This is a genomic window from Pseudocitrobacter sp. RIT415 (assembly GCF_003057695.2).
In the GTDB taxonomy this organism is placed as follows: Bacteria; Pseudomonadota; Gammaproteobacteria; order Enterobacterales; family Enterobacteriaceae; genus Pseudocitrobacter; species Pseudocitrobacter faecalis.
Map to the genome: position 1 here is coordinate 13,375 of NZ_QBJC02000022.1, position 19,105 is coordinate 32,479.

The window sequence follows — 19,105 nt, forward strand, 5'->3', positions numbered from 1 at the left end:
TCGATTGTCAACTCACGATTACTCGTTAATTTTTGGATGCTGCTGCACCAGCCGCGTACGTTGCTCCTGAAGCGTCGCGATTTCGGCATCGATATCTTCAATTTTATGCTCGATGTTATCGTGATGCTCCTGCAGAATTTCTCGCGCTTCTTCGATATCCGATGCGGCAGGCGTCGCACCTTTCAGCGGACGGTTGGCCGTTTCTTTCATGGTAAGGCCGGTAATCAGGCCGATCACCGCAATCACCATCAGATAGTAAGCCGGCATCATCAGGTTCTGCGAGGTTTCCACCAACCAGGCCGCCAGCGTCGGCGTCAGACCGGCAATCAGTACGGAGATGTTAAACGCCGCAGCCAGCGCACTGTAGCGAATATGCGTTGGGAACATCGCCGGCAGCGTCGATGCCATCACGCCGGTAAAGCAGTTCAGGATCACCGCCAGTAACAGCAGGCCGGCGAAAATCAAGCCAATCACGTTGCTGTTAATCAGAATAAAGGCCGGTATTGCAAACACCAGCAGCGCCACGCTACCAATAATGACGAACGGACGACGACCAAAACGGTCACTCAACAGGCCCATCACCGGCTGCACAAACAGCATACCAATCATGATGGCGATAATAATCAGCACGCCATGATCTTCCGAATAGTGCAGGTTATGCGACAGGTAGCTCGGCATATAGGTCAACAGCATGTAATAGGTGACGTTGGTTGCGATAACCAAACCAATACACGCCAGCAGGCTACGCCAGTGTTTCGTGGCAATTTCTTTAAAGGAAACTTTTGGCCCGTCCTGCAAACCCTGACGGTCACCCTGCTCAAGTTTATCAACGTGCTGCTGGAACGCTGGCGTCTCTTCCAGCGCATGGCGCAGATAGAGGCCAATAATCCCTAACGGCAGCGCGATAAAGAACGGAATACGCCAGCCCCATTCAAGGAAGTTTTCCTCACCCACCACGGTGGAAATCAGCACGACCACGCCCGCACCCAGGACGAAGCCTGCGATAGAACCGAAATCTAGCCAACTGCCCATAAAGCCGCGTTTACGGTCAGGTGAATACTCCGCAACGAAGATGGATGCCCCGGTATATTCGCCACCCACCGAGAAGCCCTGCGCCATTTTACACAGTAACAGCAGGATAGGAGCCCAAATACCGATAGAAGCATACGAGGGTATCAAACCAATACAGAACGTACTGATCGACATAATAACGATGGTGATCGCCAGAATTTTCTGACGTCCATATTTATCGCCGAGCATTCCGAAGAACAATCCACCCAGCGGGCGAATTAAAAACGGTACGGAGAACGTCGCCAGCGCGGCAATCATCTGCACGCTGGGGTCGGCGCCCGGGAAGAAGACTTTACCTAAGGCGTAGGCCACAAAGCCATACACACCAAAGTCGAACCATTCCATAGCATTACCAAGCGAGGCCGCGGTGATGGCTTTACGGAGCTTGGCATCATCGATAATCGTGACATCACGTAGCGTGATCGGCTTAACTTTTTTCCTTCGAAGCATGGGTATTCCTCGTTTACTGTCGCCGTTAACGCACACCCTGTGGAGTCGAACAGCGCACTGTTCGCATGGTGTACGGAGGAGTCGGGAAAATGCAGACTCCTGTTAATCAAGCGTAGCAGGTTTGCTTGTACTGCTAGCGCGCCCCTTGCGCGGGAGCGCATTTGGGGATGACAGCGTCGCTTTACACGTCATGACGTGGCGATCGCTCCCGGTGCAATCAAACCTGTTGACGCCTGTACAGGCAAAATACAGGTGGTTAAAAAATCCCCGGAATGTTGGTTCCGGTCTGGACTCAGGCCTTTTACCCTACCAGCGTTTAAATTTGTGATCAACTTCGCAAATAAATGCACGCTGTTGTTAAGTTGAGTCGAAATTCGTAAATAAGTTCAATCTTAATGGTTTTTTGCGTCAACGCGCTGACGCAGTGTGTTACCAAAAACACACTCAAAAATGTCAAATAACCCGAGAAACAATTACCCGCTTTATTATTTCCGTAAGATAAATCTCATCATATAAATTCACAAAGTTTTCACAGCAAAATTTGCGCACCCCGCAGTAAGTTAGATTTCGTCAAAATATGTGATCGATATAACTAAAACACTGTTTTATTTTGATTGAATCATAATTCCACCAAATGCATCATAGTTTCAGGAACAGCACCACGGGGCTTTTCAGGAAGAATTTCTTCCTCGTTGTACCCACCACGTTCCGGCCGCATGGACAGAGATACCCGAAAGGACTGATTCGGGTAACTGGTTGAAATTATTATTCTTAACCTCTTCCGTCGTTGTTCAGATGAGAAGCGAGGATGCAATATGAAAATTAAAGCCACAATGGAAAGAATCCCTGGCGGGATGATGCTGATCCCTTTACTGCTGGGTGCCGTATTAAACACTTTTGCGCCTAACACCGGCGAATACTTTGGTTCATTCACAAAAGGCATGATTGGCGGCACGGTGCCGATTCTGGCTGTCTGGTTCTTCTGTATCGGCGCTTCAATCGATTTACGCGCAACCGGAACGGTTTTACGTAAATCCGGCACGCTGGTGCTGACCAAAATTGGCGTCGCCTGGATTGTAGCGCTGATTGCAGCCATGTTTATTCCGGAGAACGGTATCCAGACCGGCTTCTTCGCGGGCCTCTCCGTGCTGGCCATCGTTTCCGCCATGGATATGACCAACGGCGGCTTATATGCCAGCCTGATGAATCAATATGGTACGAAAGAAGAATCCGGCGCATTTGTGCTGATGTCTTTAGAATCTGGCCCGCTGATGACCATGGTTATTCTCGGTTCTGCCGGTCTGGCCTCTTTCGAGCCTCACCACTTCATCGGCGCGGTGCTGCCATTCCTGATTGGCTTTACGCTCGGTAACCTGGACCACGACCTGCGCGCCTTCTTCAGCAAAGCCACGCCGGTACTGATTCCGTTCTTCGGTTTCGCGCTGGGTAACACCATCAACCTGAACGTGATTATGGACACCGGCCTGCTGGGTATTGCGCTGGGTGTTGCTGTCATCATCATCACCGGTATCCCACTGATTATTGCTGACCGCGTAATTGGTGGCGGTAATGGTACCGCGGGCGTCGCGGCCTCCTCCGCAGCGGGAGCGGCAGTCGCTAACCCGGTGATTATCGCCCAGATTAACCCGTCGTTTGCCCCGGTTGCCGCCTCAGCCACCGCGCTGGTAGCAGCAAGCGTCATCGTCACCGCGATTCTGGTACCTATTATCACCGCGTTGTATGCCAAACGTTTCGGAAAAGTGCCCGCAACGGAGAGCCCTGCCACCGCCAGTGTCTCTCAGGCTGCTCACCACTAACATCCCCCGCCCCCTCTTCGGAGGGGGTTCTGTTCCCCCTTCAGGAATAACGCCGACAAAAGTGTGGTTTTGCGCTATCATTAGCGACTGTTTGCGGCATTATGCCGGTTTTTAGGGGCTTATTGCCCTTTCGCACTTTTGAGGAAATCCCCATGTCATTACCCCACTGCCCGAAATGCAATTCCGAATACACTTATGAAGATAACGGCATGTACATCTGCCCGGAATGCGCTCACGAATGGAACGACGCAGAACCTGCACAGGATAGCGATGAGCTGATCGTGAAAGATGCTAACGGCAACCTGCTGGCCGACGGCGACAGCGTCACCGTAGTGAAAGATCTGAAAGTCAAAGGCAGCTCTTCGATGCTGAAGATCGGCACCAAAGTGAAAAACATTCGCCTGGTGGAAGGTGACCACAACATTGATTGCAAAATCGACGGATTCGGCCCGATGAAGTTGAAATCTGAGTTCGTTAAAAAGAACTGATTTTATCTGTTGGCACGCAATCGGTAGGCCGGATAAGGCGCACGCGCCGCATCCGGCAACGGTGCCAAATGCCTGATGCGACGCTAACGCGTCTTATCAGGCCTACAAATCCCCCGCTCCCATCCTCGTCTGTACAAAATTCAAACTACACTTAATGGGCTCTTCTTACCTGAGGTAACGATTATGCCGTTAAGTCCCTATATTGCTTTCGCCGGAAACTGCGCCGATGCCATCGCCTACTATCAACAGACGCTGGGCGCGGAACTGCTCTACAAAATCACCTTTGGCGAAATGCCGAAAGATGCGCAGGAAAGCAGCGACGGCTGCCCCTCCGGCCAGACCTACCCTGAAAACGCCATCGCCCACGCCAACCTGAAAATCGCAGGAAGCGACATCATGATGAGCGACGGCGCGCAAAGCGGAAATACCGGTTACAGCGGCTTTACGCTGGTGCTGGATACTCAGGACGTCAACGAAGGAAAACGCTGGTTCGATAGCCTGGGCGCAGAAGGCCAGATTGAGATGGCCTGGCAGGAAACATTCTGGGCGCACGGTTTCGGCAAAGTCACCGATCGCTACGGCCTGCCCTGGATGATCAACGTCGTCAAACAGCCTGGCGGATAACTCAGCGGGAGGCGCGTCCTCCCGCTGTCATCATTTTCACCATAACTCTTCATCTTCACGTCACCCACGCTTAACCCAACTGTCACAATAATTCGCCACGATGGAGCCACTTTTTTAGGGAGGCTCCAGCATGCAAACGATTATCCGCGTCGAACAACTGAGCAAAACCTTTCATCAGCATCAGGCGCTGCACGCGGTTGATCTGAACATTCATCACGGTGAAATGGTGGCTCTGCTTGGGCCGTCGGGTTCCGGCAAATCCACCCTTTTACGTCACTTAAGCGGCCTGATTGTCGGCGATAAAAAGCCGGAATGTCGCGTCGAACTGCTGGGCCGCACCGTCCAGCAAAATGGCCGTCTGGCGCGCGATATCCGCAAAAGCCGCGCCCATACCGGCTACATCTTTCAACAATTCAATCTGGTGAATCGCCTGAGCGTACTGGAGAACGTGCTGATTGGCGCGCTCGGCAGCACGCCGTTCTGGCGCACCTGTTTTAGCTGGTTCACCCGCGAGCAGAAACAGCGGGCGCTACAGGCGCTGACCCGCGTAGGCATGGTGCACTTTGCCCATCAGCGTGTTTCCACGCTCTCCGGTGGCCAGCAGCAGCGTGTGGCGATTGCCCGTGCGCTGATGCAGCAGGCGAAAGTAATTCTGGCAGACGAACCCATCGCCTCGCTGGATCCGGAATCAGCCCGCATCGTGATGGACACTCTGCGCGACATCAACCAGAACGACGGCATCACCGTGGTCGTCACGCTGCACCAGGTGGATTACGCCCTGCGCTACTGCGAACGCATCATCGCCCTGCGCCAGGGGCATGTTTTCTACGACGGCAGCAGCCAACAGTTTGATAACGAACGTTTTGACCATCTCTACCGCAGCATCAACCGCGTCGAAGAAAACGCGAAAGCTGCCTGACATCCCTATCATTGAGGAAAACGAATGAACGCGAAGATCATTGCCTCGCTGGCCTTCACCAGCATGTTCAGCCTCAGCACCCTGTTAACCCCGGCGCACGCCGAAGAGCAGGAAAAGGCGCTGAATTTCGGCATTATTTCAACGGAATCACAGCAAAACCTGAAACCGCAATGGACGCCGTTTTTGCAGGATATGGAGAAGAAGCTGGGCGTGAAGGTAAACGCCTTCTTTGCCCCGGACTACGCGGGCATTATCCAGGGAATGCGTTTCAACAAAGTGGATATCGCCTGGTACGGCAACCTGTCGGCAATGGAAGCAGTGGATCGCGCCAACGGCCAGGTCTTCGCCCAGACGGTCGCGGCGGATGGATCGCCGGGTTACTGGAGCGTGCTGATCGTCAACAAAGACAGCCCGATCAACAACCTGAACGATCTGCTGGCGAAGCGGAAAGATCTTACCTTCGGCAATGGCGATCCTAACTCCACCTCTGGCTTCCTCGTCCCCGGTTACTACGTCTTCGCTAAAAACAATATCTCCGCCAGCGACTTCAAGCGCACGGTGAACGCCGGGCATGAAACCAACGCGCTGGCCGTCGCCAATAAGCAGGTGGATGTCGCTACCAACAACACTGAAAACCTCGACAAGCTAAAAACCTCCGCACCGGACAAGCTGAAAGAGCTGAAGGTGATCTGGAAGTCGCCGCTGATCCCGGGCGATCCGATCGTCTGGCGCAAAAATCTTTCCGAAACCACCAAAGACAAGATCTACGACTTCTTTATGAACTACGGCAAAACGCCGGAAGAGAAAGCCGTACTGGAACGTCTGGGCTGGGCACCGTTCCGCGCGTCCAGCGACCTGCAACTGGTACCGATTCGCCAGCTCGCGCTGTTTAAAGAGATGCAGGGCGTGAAAGGCAATAAAGGGCTGAATGAGCAGGACAAACTGGCGAAAACCACCGAAATTCAGGCGCAACTGGATGATTTAGACCGCCTGAACAACGCGTTAAGCGCGATGAGTTCAGTGAGTAAAGCGGTGCAGTAATGTGCTCAATCGGCCCCCTCTCCCCTGAGGGAGAGGGTTAGGGTGAGGGGGGAAATGCGCACACTGATGCCCTCACCCCGGCCCTCTCCCACAGGGAGAGGGAGAAAACCGGTACCACATTTAGCAACGAACGCGATCGGTCCCCTCTCCCTTGAGGGAGAGGGTTAGGGTGAGGGGGGGAAATGCGCACGCTGATGCCCTCACCCCGGCCCTCTCCCACAGGGAGAGGGAGAAAACCGGTACCACATTTAGCAACGAACGCGATCGGTCCCCTCTCCCTTGAGGGAGAGGGTTAGGGTTAGGGGGAAATGCGCACGCTGATGCCCTCACCCCGGCCCTCTCCCCCAGGGAGAGGGAGAAAACCGGTACCACATTTAGCAACGAACGCGATCGGTCCCCTCTCCCTTGAGGGAGAGGGTTAGGGTGAGGGGGAAATGCGCACGCTGATGCCCTCACCCCGGCCCTCTCCCACAGGGAGAGGGAGAAAACATTAAACGGAGCCAAACATGCAAACCATCACCCTCGCCCCACCCAAGCGCAGCTGGTTCTCGCTCTTCAGCTGGGCCATCGTTCTCGCTGTACTGGTCATCTCGTGGCAAGGCGCGGAAATGGCCCCGCTCACGCTGATTAAAGACGGCGGCAACATGGCGACTTTCGCCGCCGACTTCTTCCCGCCCGATTTCAGCCAGTGGCAGGATTACCTCTCCGAAATGGCCGTCACGCTGCAAATCGCCGTCTGGGGCACCGCGCTGGCGGTGGTGCTTTCCATCCCCTTCGGCCTGATGAGCGCCGAAAACCTGGTGCCGTGGTGGGTGTACCAGCCCGTTCGCCGCCTGATGGACGCCTGCCGTGCCATTAATGAAATGGTCTTCGCCATGCTGTTCGTGGTCGCTGTCGGCCTCGGCCCGTTCGCTGGCGTGCTGGCGTTGTTTATCCACACCACCGGTGTGCTCTCCAAACTGCTTTCCGAAGCGGTGGAAGCCATTGAACCCGGCCCGGTGGAAGGCATTCGCGCAACCGGTGCCAACAAGCTGGAAGAGATCCTCTACGGCGTGCTGCCACAGGTGATGCCGCTGCTGATTTCCTACTCTCTCTATCGCTTCGAATCCAACGTGCGTTCCGCCACCGTCGTCGGCATGGTCGGCGCGGGCGGAATTGGCGTCACCCTGTGGGAAGCGATTCGTGGTTTCCAGTTCCAGCAAACCTGCGCCCTGATGGTGCTGATTATCGTCACGGTCAGCCTGCTGGATTTCCTCTCTCAACGGTTGCGTAAGCACTTTATCTGATTAGCGAGGCATTGAAAGCTATGCACTTGTCTACACATCCGACCAGCTACCCAACACGCTATCAGGAGATAGCCGCAAAACTTGAGCAGGAGCTTCGTCAACACTACCGCTGCGGCGACTATCTCCCCGCTGAGCAGCAACTGGCGGCGCGCTTTGAGGTAAACCGCCACACCCTGCGCCGGGCCATCGACCAACTGGTGGAGAAAGGATGGGTACAGCGCCGTCAGGGTGTCGGCGTGCTGGTGCTGATGCGCCCGTTCGATTACCCGCTCAACGCCCAGGCGCGTTTCAGCCAGAACCTGCTGGACCAGGGCAGCCACCCCACCAGCGAAAAACTGCTGTCGGTGCTGCGCCCCGCGTCTGGTCACGTCGCTGACGCGCTGGGGATCACTGAAGGCGAGAACGTTATCCACCTGCGCACCCTGCGCCGGGTCAACGGCGTCGCGCTCTGTTTAATTGACCACTACTTCGCAGACCTCACGCTCTGGCCGACGCTGCAACGCTTCGACAGCGGCTCACTGCACGATTTTCTGCGCGAACAAACGGGGATTGCGCTGCGCCGCAGCCAGACGCGGATCAGCGCCCGCCGCGCCCAGGCCAAAGAGTGCCAGCGCCTTGAAATCCCGAATCTGTCGCCGCTGCTGTGCGTGCGCACCCTTAACCACCGTGACGGTGAAAGCAGCCCGGCGGAGTACTCCGTCAGCCTGACCCGCGCCGACATGATTGAATTCACTATGGAGCACTGAATGCACGCAGATACCGCGACCCGCCAGCACTGGATGTCCGTACTGGCGCACAGCCAACCGGCTGAACTGGCAACGCGCCTCAAGGCGCTGAACATCACCGCCGACTATGACGTTATCCGCGCCGCCGAAACGGGCCTGGTGCAGATTCAGGCGCGGATGGGCGGCACCGGTGAACGTTTTTTTGCCGGCGACGCCACGCTGACCCGCGCCGCCGTGCGCCTGAATGACGGCACGCTCGGCTACAGCTGGGTGCTGGGGCGCGACAAACAGCATGCCGAACGCTGCGCGCTGATTGACGCGTTGATGCAGCAATCTCGCCACTTTCAAAACTTATCAGAAACCCTTATTGCCCCGCTGGACGCTGACCGTATGGCACGCATCGCCGCACGCCAGGCCGAAGTGAACGCCAGCCGGGTCGACTTCTTTACGATGGTTCGCGGAGACAACGCATGACCCTGGAAACCGCTTTTATGCTTCCCGTGCAGGATGCCCAGCACAGTTTTCGTCGCCTGTTAAAGGCGATGAGCGAGCCGGGCGTGATTGTCGCCCTGCATCAACTCAAGCGCGGCTGGCAGCCGCTGAATATCGCCACCACCAGCGTGCTGCTGATGCTGGCCGATAACGACACGTCGGTGTGGCTTTCCGCGCCAGTAAGTAACGATATCGTCAGCCAGAGCCTGCGTTTTCATACCAACGCGCCGCTGGTCAATCAACCGGAACAGGCGACCTTCGCGGTGACGGATGAAGCGATTACCCCCGAGCAGCTCAACGCCCTTTCCACCGGCACCGCCGTTGCGCCGGAATCGGGCGCGACGCTGATTTTACAGGTCGCCAGCCTGAGCGGTGGACGCATGCTGCGCCTCACCGGCGCGGGTATTGCCGAAGAACGGATGATCGCCCCGCAGCTACCGGCGTGCATTCTGCACGAACTCACCGAACGCCCGCACCCGTTCCCGCTCGGCATCGACCTGATTCTGACTTGCGGCGAGCGCCTGCTGGCTATCCCACGAACCACTCATGTGGAGGTGTGCTGATGTACGTTGCCGTGAAAGGGGGCGAAAAGGCGATCGACGCCGCCCACGCCCTGCAAGAGAGCCGACGCCGGGGCGATACTGATTTGCCTGAACTGAGCGTCGCCCAGATTGAACAGCAGCTTAATCTCGCGGTGGATCGCGTGATGACCGAAGGCGGCATTGCCGACCGCGAACTGGCGGCACTGGCGCTAAAACAGGCCAGCGGCGATAACGTTGAAGCGATTTTCCTGCTGCGCGCCTACCGCACGACGCTGGCGAAGCTGGCAGTGAGCGAGCCGCTCGACACCACGGAGATGCGTCTCGAACGCCGTATTTCGGCGGTATATAAAGATATTCCCGGCGGCCAGCTGCTTGGCCCAACCTACGACTACACCCATCGCCTGCTCGATTTCACCCTGCTGGCAAATGGCGAAGCGCCGACGCTGACCACCGCCGACAGCGAACAGCAACCGTCGCCGCACGTCTTCAGCCTGCTGGCACGTCAGGGGCTGGCGAAGTTTGAAGAGGATAATGGCGCTCAGCCGGATGACATCACCCGCACGCCGCCGGTTTACCCCTGCTCACGCTCCTCCCGTTTGCAGCAGTTAATGCGCGGCGACGAGGGCTATTTGCTGGCGTTGGCCTACTCCACCCAGCGCGGTTACGGGCGCAATCACCCGTTCGCAGGCGAAATTCGCAGTGGCTATATCGACGTCTCTATTGTGCCGGAAGAGCTGGGATTTGCGGTGAACGTCGGCGAATTGCTGATGACCGAGTGTGAAATGGTCAACGGTTTTATCGACCCGCCGGATGAACCGCCGCACTTCACGCGCGGCTACGGGCTGGTGTTCGGCATGAGCGAGCGCAAAGCGATGGCGATGGCGCTGGTTGACCGCGCTCTGCAAGCGCCGGAGTACGGCGAGTACCCCACAGGCCCGGCGCAGGATGAAGAGTTCGTGCTGGCGCATGCCGACAACGTCGAAGCCGCAGGCTTTGTCTCGCACCTCAAACTCCCGCACTACGTCGATTTCCAGGCCGAACTGGAGCTACTCAAACGTCTGCAACAGGAGCAGAACCATGGCTAATCTGAGCGGCTACAACTTTGCGTACCTCGACGAGCAGACCAAACGCATGATCCGCCGCGCCATCTTAAAAGCGGTAGCGATCCCCGGTTATCAGGTACCGTTTGGCGGGCGCGAGATGCCGATGCCTTACGGCTGGGGAACCGGCGGCATTCAGCTAACCGCCAGCGTGATTGGCGAGAGCGACGTGCTGAAGGTGATTGACCAGGGCGCGGACGACACCACCAATGCCGTGTCGATCCGCAACTTCTTTAAGCGCGTGACCGGGGTGAATACCACCGATCGCACGGACGATGCGACGCTTATCCAGACGCGTCACCGCATTCCCGAAACACCGCTGACGGAAGATCAGATCATTATCTTTCAGGTGCCGATTCCGGAACCGTTGCGCTTTATCGAGCCGCGTGAGACGGAAACCCGCACCATGCACGCGCTGGAGGAGTACGGCATCATGCAGGTGAAACTGTATGAAGATATCGCCCGCTTCGGTCATATCGCCACCACATATGCCTATCCGGTGAAGGTAAACGATCGCTACGTGATGGACCCGTCGCCCATCCCGAAATTCGATAACCCGAAAATGGACATGATGCCCGCCCTACAACTGTTTGGCGCGGGGCGCGAGAAGCGTATTTATGCCGTACCGCCGTTTACCCGCGTGGAAAGCCTCGATTTTGACGATCACCCGTTCACCGTTCAGCAGTGGGATGAACCCTGCGCGATTTGCGGATCAACCCACAGCTATCTCGACGAAGTGGTGCTGGATGACGCCGGAAACCGCATGTTTGTCTGCTCCGATACCGATTACTGCCGCCAACAGAGCGAGGCGAAAAGCCAATGAATCAACCGTTACTTTCGGTCAATAACCTGACCCACCTTTACGCACCCGGCAAAGGCTTTAGCGATGTCTCTTTTGATTTATGGCCGGGGGAAGTACTCGGCATTGTCGGGGAGTCCGGTTCCGGGAAGACCACGCTGCTGAAATCGATTTCCGCTCGCCTGACGCCGCAGCAGGGGGAGATTCACTACGAGAACCGTTCGTTGTACGCAATGAGCGAGGCCGACCGTCGTCGCCTGCTGCGCACCGAATGGGGCGTGGTGCATCAGCATCCACTCGACGGCCTGCGCCGTCAGGTGTCAGCAGGCGGCAATATCGGCGAACGCCTGATGGCAACCGGGGCGCGACATTACGGTGACATTCGCGCTACCGCACAGAAGTGGCTGGAAGAGGTGGAAATTCCGGCTAACCGTATCGATGACCTGCCGACCACCTTTTCCGGCGGCATGCAGCAACGTTTGCAGATTGCCCGCAATCTGGTGACGCATCCGAAGCTGGTGTTTATGGATGAGCCAACGGGCGGTCTGGATGTGTCGGTGCAGGCGCGCCTGCTCGACCTGCTGCGCGGCCTGGTGGTGGAGCTGAACCTGGCGGTGGTTATTGTCACCCATGATCTGGGCGTCGCCCGCCTGCTGGCGGATCGGTTGCTGGTGATGAAACAGGGTCAGGTGGTGGAGAGTGGGTTAACCGACCGCGTGCTCGATGATCCACATCATCCGTATACCCAGTTACTGGTGTCATCGGTTTTGCAGAATTGAGTTGCAACACTGTGCGCGCTGCTCCCCTCACCCCGGCCCTCTCCCGCAGGGAGAGGGAGAAGAACGTGCCGAATTTAACACCGCGCACAATCTGTCCTCTCTCCCTCAAGGGAGAGGGAGAAGAACGTGCCGAATTTAACACCGCGCACAATCGATCCCCTCTCCCGCAGGGAGAGGGAGAAGAACGCGCCGAATTTAACACCGCGCATAATCGGTCCCCTCTCCCTCGAGGGAGAGGGTTAGGGTGAGGGGGCAATGCGTGCGCCGATCCCCAATATGCGAACCACGAGGCGAAAAATGATTAACGTACAAAACGTCAGTAAAACCTTCATCCTGCACCAGCAAAACGGCGTGCGCCTGCCCGTCTTACAACGCGCCTCGCTCACCGTCAACGCAGGCGAATGCGTGGTGCTTCACGGTCACTCCGGCAGCGGCAAATCAACCCTGCTGCGCTCGCTGTACGCCAACTATCTGCCCGACGAAGGGCAGATCCAGATCAAACACGGCGACGAATGGGTAGACCTGGTCACCGCGCCAGCGCGCAAAGTGGTGGAAATTCGTAAAACCACCGTCGGCTGGGTGAGCCAGTTTCTGCGCGTCATCCCGCGCATTTCGGCGCTGGAAGTGGTGATGCAGCCGCTGCTCGATACCGGCGTACCGCGTGAAGCCTGCGCCGCTAAAGCCGCGCGTCTGCTCACTCGCCTGAACGTGCCGGAACGCCTGTGGCACCTTGCGCCATCGACCTTCTCCGGCGGCGAACAGCAGCGCGTCAACATCGCTCGCGGCTTTATCGTCGATTACCCCATTCTGCTGCTCGACGAACCTACCGCCTCGCTGGACGCCAAAAACAGCGCCGCCGTAGTCGAACTGATCCGCGAAGCCAAAGCCCGCGGCGCGGCCATCGTCGGTATCTTCCATGACGAAGCCGTGCGCAACGACGTCGCCGACCGCCTCCACCCAATGGGAGCCTCTTCATGATTATCAATAACATTAAGCTGGTGCTGGAAAACGAAATAGTACACGGCTCGCTGGAGGTACAGGACGGCGAAATCCGCGCCTTTGCCGAAAGCCAGAGCCGCCTGCCAGAAGCGATGGACGGCGAAGGTGGCTGGCTGTTGCCGGGGCTGATTGAGCTGCATACGGATAACCTGGATAAATTCTTCACCCCGCGCCCGAAAGTGGACTGGCCCGCCCACTCGGCGATGAGCAGCCACGACGCACTGATGGTGGCAAGCGGCATCACCACCGTGCTGGATGCCGTGGCGATTGGCGACGTACGCGATGGCAGCGATCGGCTGGAGAATCTGGAGAAGATGATCAACGCTATCGAAGAGACGCAGAAACGCGGCGTCAACCGCGCCGAGCACCGCCTGCATCTGCGCTGCGAACTGCCGCACCACACCACGCTGCCGCTGTTTGAAAAACTGGTGCAGCGCGAACCGGTGACGCTGGTGTCGCTGATGGATCACTCCCCTGGCCAGCGTCAGTTCGCCAACCGCGAAAAGTATCGCGAATATTATCAGGGCAAATACTCGCTCACCGATGCGCAGATGCAGCAGTACGAAGAGGAACAACTGGCGCTCGCTGCACGCTGGTCGCAGCCGAATCGCGAAACCATTGCCGCGATCTGCCGCGCACGCCAGATTGCGCTCGCCAGCCACGATGACGCCACGCACGCCCACGTTGCCGAATCCCACCAGCTTGGCAGCGTAATCGCCGAATTTCCCACCACGTTCGAAGCGGCAGAAGCCTCACGCAAGCATGGCATGAACGTGCTGATGGGCGCGCCGAATATTGTGCGCGGCGGTTCGCACTCCGGCAACGTGGCGGCAAGTGAACTGGCGCAGCTTGGCCTGCTGGATATCCTCTCTTCCGACTATTACCCCGCCAGCCTGCTGGATGCGGCGTTCCGCGTTGCCGATGACGAGAGCAACCGCTTTACGCTGCCGCAGGCGGTGAAACTGGTAACCAAAAACCCGGCGCAAGCGCTGAATCTTCAGGATCGCGGGGTGATTGGCGAGGGTAAACGCGCCGACCTGGTGCTGGCGCATCGCAAAGGCAACCACATTCACATCGACCACGTCTGGCGTCAGGGGAAAAGGGTGTTCTGAAGATGGGAAAACTGATTTGGTTGATGGGGCCGTCCGGCTCCGGGAAAGACAGTCTGCTGGCGGAACTCCGTCTGCGGGAACAGACGCAGCTACTGGTGGCGCATCGCTACATCACGCGTGACGCCAGCGCCGGAAGCGAAAATCATATCGCCCTGAGCGAGCAGGAGTTTTTTGCCCGCGCGGGGCAGCAACTCTTCGCGTTAAGCTGGCATGCTAACAGCTACTATTACGGTGTCGGGCTGGAGATCGACCTTTGGCTACACGCCGGGTTCGACGTGGTGGTCAACGGCTCACGCGCGCACCTGCCGCAGGCGCGGGCACGCTATGAATCGGCCCTGCTGCCTATCTGTTTACAGGTTTCGCCAGAGATCCTGCGCCAGCGCCTGGAAAAGCGTGGCCGCGAAAACGCCAGTGAAATTAACGCCCGTCTGGCGCGCGCCGCCCGCTATACTCCACAGGATTGCCATACGCTCAACAACGACGGCAGCCTGCGCCAGTCGGTCGACACGCTGCTGACGCTGATTCATCAGAAGGAGAAACACCATGCCTGCTTGTGAGCTTCGCCCAGCCACGCAGTACGACACCGACGCGGTTTACGCACTGATATGTGAGCTAAAACAGGCGGAGTTTGACCATCACGCGTTTCGCGTGGGCTTTAACGCCAACCTGCGCGACCCGAACATGCGCTACCATCTGGCGCTGCTGGATGGCGAAGTTATCGGCATGATCGGCCTGCATTTGCAGTTTCATCTGCATCATGTCAACTGGATTGGCGAAATTCAGGAACTGGTAGTGATGCCGCAGGCGCGCGGTTTGAACGTTGGTAGCAAGTTGCTGGCGTGGGCGGAAGAAGAAGCCCGCCAGGCGGGGGCAGAAATGACCGAGCTTTCCACCAACGTGAAGCGCCACGACGCGCACCGTTTCTATCTGCGCGAAGGCTACGAGCAGAGCCACTTCCGCTTCACCAAGGCGCTGTAACATGAGCCTGACCCTCACGCTCACTGGCACCGGCGGCGCACAGGGCGTTCCCGCATGGGGCTGTGCGTGCGCGGCGTGCGCCCGAGCGCGACGCTCGCCGCAATATCGCCGTCAGCCCTGCAGCGGCGTCGTAAAGTTTAACGATGCGATCACCCTGATCGACGCCGGGCTGCACGATCTCACCGATCGCTGGTCGCCCGGATCGTTCCGACAGTTTTTGCTGACGCACTATCATATGGATCACGTGCAGGGGCTGTTCCCGCTACGCTGGGGCGTGGGCGACACGATCCCGGTCTACGGCCCGCCGGATGAACAGGGCTGCGACGATCTGTTTAAACATCCGGGCCTGCTTGATTTCAGCCACACGGTGGAGCCGTTTGTGGTGTTCGATTTGCAGGGATTGCAGGTGACGCCGTTGCCGCTCAACCATTCAAAACTCACTTTCGGTTACTTGCTGGAAACGGCGCACAGCCGGGTGGCGTGGCTGTCTGATACCGCAGGGCTACCGGAAAAAACGGTGAAATTTTTACTTAATAATCATCCGCAGGTGATGGTGATTGATTGTAGCCACCCACCGCGCGCGGATGCGCCGCGTAATCACTGTGATTTAAATAGCGTACTGGCGCTGAATGAGGTTATCCGCTCGCCACGGGTGATTCTGACGCATATCAGTCACCAGTTTGATGCGTGGCTGATGGAGAACGCGCTTCCGCCGGGGTTTGAGTCCGGGTTTGATGGGATGGTGATTAGGGTGGAGTGATGGGGTTGGTCATGTGCGCGCTGATGCCCTCACCCCGGCCCTCTCCCACAGGGAGAGGGAGAAAAGGCGCAGTCGGTTCCCTCTCCCTGTGGGAGAGGGTTAGGGTGAGGGGCCATGCCAGCACCTACTCCCCTCACCGCTCATACTCATCTTCCAGCCTCTGCCGCTCATCCTCTAACTGCCGGCGTTCCTGATCAAGCTGGCGCTGGCGGTCATCAAGTTGCCGGCGTCGATCCTCCAGTTGGCGGCGACGGTCGTCATATTGCTGGCGGCTGTTATCGTTCCGATAACGCCCATCGTCGTAATCACGATCGTCATCATCGCTGGCGCGGTCGCTGGAAGGATTGTAAGCATCATTAATCGCCTGTTGAATGTTGCCTATCGCATCATCAATCACATCAGCATGCGCAAGCGGGCTCATCAGCACAAACAACAAGACGGTAAGGTAACGTTTCATCAGGAAAGTCTCACACAACCAGAGTGAGATGACGTTAATGAAACGTTAGAAAGTAAAACAGCGGAGTATTCTCAAATTTGAATAGCACAATAACCTAACGATAATAGTTAATTCGATCACAACCGAAATATCCACAGCAAAAAGTTATTATTATAATGTTCTCCATTTCACCTTTCTTATTATTTATTTCACAAATAATTAAATGGAGATTAGATATTTTATGAATGGAACATTCAAATTAACCAAAACCTGCCTGGCGCTGACCGCCATTATGGCACTAATGAGCCAATCGGTGGGTGCGGCAGAAACCGCTAAAGACGCCAGTACATTTACGAAATCCGTCAATCAGCAATATCAGCAATCCCTCCCATTTAACAATCGCCAGGATTTTGAAGACGCCCAGCGTGGCTTTATCGCGCCATTGCTTGATGAAGGGAAATTAAGAACACCGGACGGTAAAGTTTATTATCGTGCGCTGGATTATCAGTTTGATATTAATGCGCCAGCACCGGACACCATCAACCCAAGCCTGTGGCGTCAGGCACAGGTCAATGGCATCTCCGGGCTGTTTAAAGTGACTGACCGCATGTACCAGGTGCGCAGCCAGGATATTTCCAACATCACCTTTATTGAAGGCGATACCGGCATTATCGTCATCGACCCGCTGGTGACCCCCAACTCCGCCAAAGCCAGTCTCGATCTCTATTTCAAACACCGCCCGCAGAAGCCGATTGTGGCGGTTATTTATACCCATAGCCATGCAGACCACTATGGCGGTGTAAAAGGGATTGTTTCTGAAGCCGATGTGAAAGCTGGCAAAGTGCAGATCATCGCCCCGGAAGGCTTTATGGAGGAGGCGATCAGCGAAAACGTGCTGGCGGGGAATATCATGAGCCGCCGCGCGCTGTACTCTTATGGGCTGCTGCTGCCGCATAATGCCCAGGGTAATATCGGCAACGGCCTCGGCGTAACGCTCGCCACCGGCGACCCGAGCATTATTGCTCCGACGCACTCCGTCACCAAAACCGGTGAAAAACTCACGATCGACGGTCTGGATTTCGAATTCCTGATGGCACCAGGCAGCGAAGCGCCGTCTGAAATGCACCTCTACATTCCGGCGCTGAAAGCCCTGTGTACAGCGGAAAACAGCACCCACACCCTGCATAACTTCTACACCCTGCGCGGCGCGAAAACCCGTGATACCGCGAAGTGGACTGATTATCTGAACGAAACGCTGGATAAATGGGGCTCGCAGGCCGAAGTACTGTTTATGCCGCACACCTGGCCGGTGTGGGGAAATCAGCACATCAATGATTACATTGGCAAATATCGTGACACCATCAAGTACATTCATGACCAGACGCTGCATTTAGCGAATCAGGGTTACACCATGAATGAAATCGGCAATATGATTCATCTGCCGGAAACGCTGGATAAAAACTGGGCCAGCCGTGGCTACTATGGTTCTGTCAGTCATAATGCCCGCGCGGTGTATAACTTCTACCTCGGCTACTACGATGGTAACCCGGCGAACCTGAATCCGTATGGTCAGGTGGATATGGGTAAACGTTATGTCAAAGCGTTGGGCGGCTCCGCACATGCTATCAACCTCGCGCGTGAAGCCTACAATGAGGGTGACTACCGTTGGGCATCTGAACTGCTGAAACAGGTGATTGCAGCCGATCCGGGCGACCAGGTTGCGAAAAATCTGCAGGCCGACACCTTCGAACAGCTCGGCTATCAGGCTGAATCCGCCACCTGGCGCGGTTTCTACCTGACCGGCGCAAAAGAGCTGCGTGAAGGCGTGAAAAAATTCGAACACGCCAGCACTGCCTCTTCCGACACCATCAAGGGCATGACCGTCGAGATGCTGCTGGATTACCTGGCAGTACGTCTGGATAGCGAGAAAGCCGCAGGTAAAAACATCAGCCTGAACTTTAATTTCTCCAATAACGATAATATGAATTTATCGTTGGAAAACAGCGTACTGAACTACCGTAAAACCCTGCAACCGAAAGTTGATGCGTCGTTCTATATGAGCCGTAGCGATCTGCACGACGTACTGGTGGGTCAGGCAAAAATGGCCGATCTGGTGAAAGCGAAGAAAGTGAAAATTATTGGCAACGCTAATAAATTAAATGAAATTATTTCTTGCATGGATAAATTCGAGCTGTGGACAAATATTGTCACGCCGAATTAATCATTTTGAAAACGTGATAAACGTGCCCCGGCTTATGCCGGGGCACTCGAATTATTCACTGGCCGGATAATCAATTCCGCAAGTTAAATCAATTTTGCCGTGTTCGCGCTGATTATACTTTTCAGTTCAACCGGGCGACTTTTATTCAAAATTAACAGGAATATTAATAGCTCCATTTATTATCCAGGAAAATAAAACATGGGTAGGTTTTTTTCTTTTTCAGGCAAGCTGCTTCTGCTTCCCCTGTTTTTGCTGTCGGGCTGCACCTTTTCACCCGCGATACCGGTGATTGGCGCGTATTACCCTGGCTGGCTTTTTTGCATTATTGGCGGCGTCATCCTGACGCTCATCGTCCGCCGCATTCTTATTCGCACGAACAGCACGCCGCATCTGGGCTACCCTGGGCTGGCCTATACCGCGCTATTCGCCCTTTTCTCCATGCTGTTATGGCTGGCCTTCTTCTAAT

21 protein-coding genes are annotated in these 19,105 nt (G+C 56.3%); 19 read left to right on the plus strand and 2 right to left on the minus strand.

All coding sequences use genetic code 11. The features are described from left to right. Positions 1 to 18 precede the first annotated feature (18 nt). A complete protein-coding gene (gene proP, locus DBY68_RS18425; protein WP_108476074.1) occupies positions 19 to 1,521 on the minus strand; it encodes a glycine betaine/L-proline transporter ProP in 1,503 nt (500 codons plus the stop codon). 815 nt (positions 1,522 to 2,336) lie between these two features. Here proP and kdgT point away from each other — a divergent pair. The 17 genes from kdgT (at position 2,337) to phnP (ending at position 15,982) form a co-directional block, all read left to right on the plus strand. Then, entirely contained in the window at positions 2,337 to 3,338 is a 1,002-nt protein-coding gene (gene kdgT, locus DBY68_RS18430) for a 2-keto-3-deoxygluconate transporter (protein ID WP_108476073.1), read from the plus strand. A 152-nt stretch (positions 3,339 to 3,490) separates the two neighbouring features. Continuing rightward, positions 3,491 to 3,826, plus strand: a complete 336-nt coding sequence (locus DBY68_RS18435; protein WP_015966275.1) for a zinc ribbon domain-containing protein YjdM — start codon at positions 3,491 to 3,493, stop codon at positions 3,824 to 3,826. Between the two features lie 183 nt (positions 3,827 to 4,009). Then, positions 4,010 to 4,450 (plus strand): VOC family metalloprotein YjdN, encoded by a 441-nt coding sequence (gene yjdN, locus DBY68_RS18440; RefSeq protein ID WP_108476072.1) that lies wholly within the window; start codon positions 4,010 to 4,012, stop codon positions 4,448 to 4,450. A 130-nt stretch (positions 4,451 to 4,580) separates the two neighbouring features. Beyond that, positions 4,581 to 5,369, plus strand: a complete 789-nt coding sequence (phnC, locus tag DBY68_RS18445) for a phosphonate ABC transporter ATP-binding protein (RefSeq protein ID WP_108476071.1) — start codon at positions 4,581 to 4,583, stop codon at positions 5,367 to 5,369. 24 nt (positions 5,370 to 5,393) lie between these two features. Next, positions 5,394 to 6,410 (plus strand): phosphonate ABC transporter substrate-binding protein, encoded by a 1,017-nt coding sequence (phnD, locus tag DBY68_RS18450; RefSeq protein ID WP_108476070.1) that lies wholly within the window; start codon positions 5,394 to 5,396, stop codon positions 6,408 to 6,410. Between the two features lie 506 nt (positions 6,411 to 6,916). Continuing rightward, positions 6,917 to 7,696 carry a phosphonate ABC transporter, permease protein PhnE gene (phnE, locus tag DBY68_RS18455; RefSeq protein WP_108476069.1) on the plus strand — a complete coding sequence of 260 codons (780 nt, stop codon included), beginning with the start codon at positions 6,917 to 6,919 and terminating at the stop codon, positions 7,694 to 7,696. A gap of 20 nt (positions 7,697 to 7,716) precedes the next feature. After that, positions 7,717 to 8,442, plus strand: coding sequence for a phosphonate metabolism transcriptional regulator PhnF (gene phnF, locus DBY68_RS18460; RefSeq protein ID WP_108476068.1), 726 nt, complete (start codon positions 7,717 to 7,719; stop codon positions 8,440 to 8,442). Beyond that, positions 8,443 to 8,895, plus strand: a complete 453-nt coding sequence (phnG, locus tag DBY68_RS18465) for a phosphonate C-P lyase system protein PhnG (RefSeq protein ID WP_108476067.1) — start codon at positions 8,443 to 8,445, stop codon at positions 8,893 to 8,895. Further along, a complete protein-coding gene (gene phnH / locus DBY68_RS18470) occupies positions 8,892 to 9,476 on the plus strand; it encodes a phosphonate C-P lyase system protein PhnH (RefSeq protein ID WP_108476066.1) in 585 nt (194 codons plus the stop codon). Before phnG ends, phnH begins: the two co-directional genes overlap by 4 nt. Then, complete coding sequence (gene phnI / locus DBY68_RS18475; RefSeq protein WP_108476065.1) at positions 9,476 to 10,540, plus strand: alpha-D-ribose 1-methylphosphonate 5-triphosphate synthase subunit PhnI; 1,065 nt, start codon at positions 9,476 to 9,478, stop codon at positions 10,538 to 10,540. The genes phnH and phnI overlap by 1 nt, the downstream gene beginning before the upstream one ends. Beyond that, positions 10,533 to 11,378 carry an alpha-D-ribose 1-methylphosphonate 5-phosphate C-P-lyase PhnJ gene (phnJ, locus tag DBY68_RS18480; protein ID WP_108476064.1) on the plus strand — a complete coding sequence of 282 codons (846 nt, stop codon included), beginning with the start codon at positions 10,533 to 10,535 and terminating at the stop codon, positions 11,376 to 11,378. Before phnI ends, phnJ begins: the two co-directional genes overlap by 8 nt. Next, positions 11,375 to 12,133, plus strand: coding sequence for a phosphonate C-P lyase system protein PhnK (gene phnK / locus DBY68_RS18485; RefSeq protein WP_001075514.1), 759 nt, complete (start codon positions 11,375 to 11,377; stop codon positions 12,131 to 12,133). The genes phnJ and phnK overlap by 4 nt, the downstream gene beginning before the upstream one ends. Before the next feature lie 297 nt (positions 12,134 to 12,430). After that, positions 12,431 to 13,111 carry a phosphonate C-P lyase system protein PhnL gene (phnL, locus tag DBY68_RS18490; RefSeq protein ID WP_000611426.1) on the plus strand — a complete coding sequence of 227 codons (681 nt, stop codon included), beginning with the start codon at positions 12,431 to 12,433 and terminating at the stop codon, positions 13,109 to 13,111. Next, on the plus strand, positions 13,108 to 14,244 hold the full coding sequence (gene phnM, locus DBY68_RS18495; protein WP_108476063.1) for an alpha-D-ribose 1-methylphosphonate 5-triphosphate diphosphatase: 1,137 nt from the start codon (positions 13,108 to 13,110) through the stop codon (positions 14,242 to 14,244). The genes phnL and phnM overlap by 4 nt, the downstream gene beginning before the upstream one ends. 2 nt (positions 14,245 to 14,246) lie before the next feature. Continuing rightward, positions 14,247 to 14,801, plus strand: a complete 555-nt coding sequence (gene phnN / locus DBY68_RS18500) for a ribose 1,5-bisphosphokinase (protein WP_108476062.1) — start codon at positions 14,247 to 14,249, stop codon at positions 14,799 to 14,801. Then, positions 14,788 to 15,222 carry an aminoalkylphosphonate N-acetyltransferase gene (gene phnO, locus DBY68_RS18505; RefSeq protein WP_096989630.1) on the plus strand — a complete coding sequence of 145 codons (435 nt, stop codon included), beginning with the start codon at positions 14,788 to 14,790 and terminating at the stop codon, positions 15,220 to 15,222. The genes phnN and phnO overlap by 14 nt, the downstream gene beginning before the upstream one ends. A gap of 1 nt (position 15,223) precedes the next feature. After that, the gene (gene phnP / locus DBY68_RS18510) at positions 15,224 to 15,982 is read left to right on the plus strand and encodes a phosphonate metabolism protein PhnP (RefSeq protein ID WP_108476061.1); all 759 of its coding nucleotides are present in this window, start codon (positions 15,224 to 15,226) and stop codon (positions 15,980 to 15,982) included. 133 nt (positions 15,983 to 16,115) lie between these two features. Here the strand turns inward: phnP and yjdP are convergent, their stop codons facing one another. Then, the gene (gene yjdP / locus DBY68_RS18515; protein ID WP_108476060.1) at positions 16,116 to 16,439 is read right to left on the minus strand and encodes a DDRRRQL repeat protein YjdP; all 324 of its coding nucleotides are present in this window, start codon (positions 16,437 to 16,439) and stop codon (positions 16,116 to 16,118) included. Between the two features lie 220 nt (positions 16,440 to 16,659). Between yjdP and DBY68_RS18520 the strand changes: the two genes are divergently transcribed. Both DBY68_RS18520 and DBY68_RS18525 read left to right on the plus strand, forming a co-directional pair. Next, entirely contained in the window at positions 16,660 to 18,639 is a 1,980-nt protein-coding gene (locus tag DBY68_RS18520; protein WP_108476059.1) for an alkyl sulfatase dimerization domain-containing protein, read from the plus strand. 198 nt (positions 18,640 to 18,837) lie between these two features. Further along, positions 18,838 to 19,104: a YtcA family lipoprotein gene (locus DBY68_RS18525; RefSeq protein ID WP_108476058.1), complete on the plus strand. Its 267-nt coding sequence runs from the start codon at positions 18,838 to 18,840 to the stop codon at positions 19,102 to 19,104. The last annotated feature ends 1 nt before the right edge of the window (position 19,105 follow it).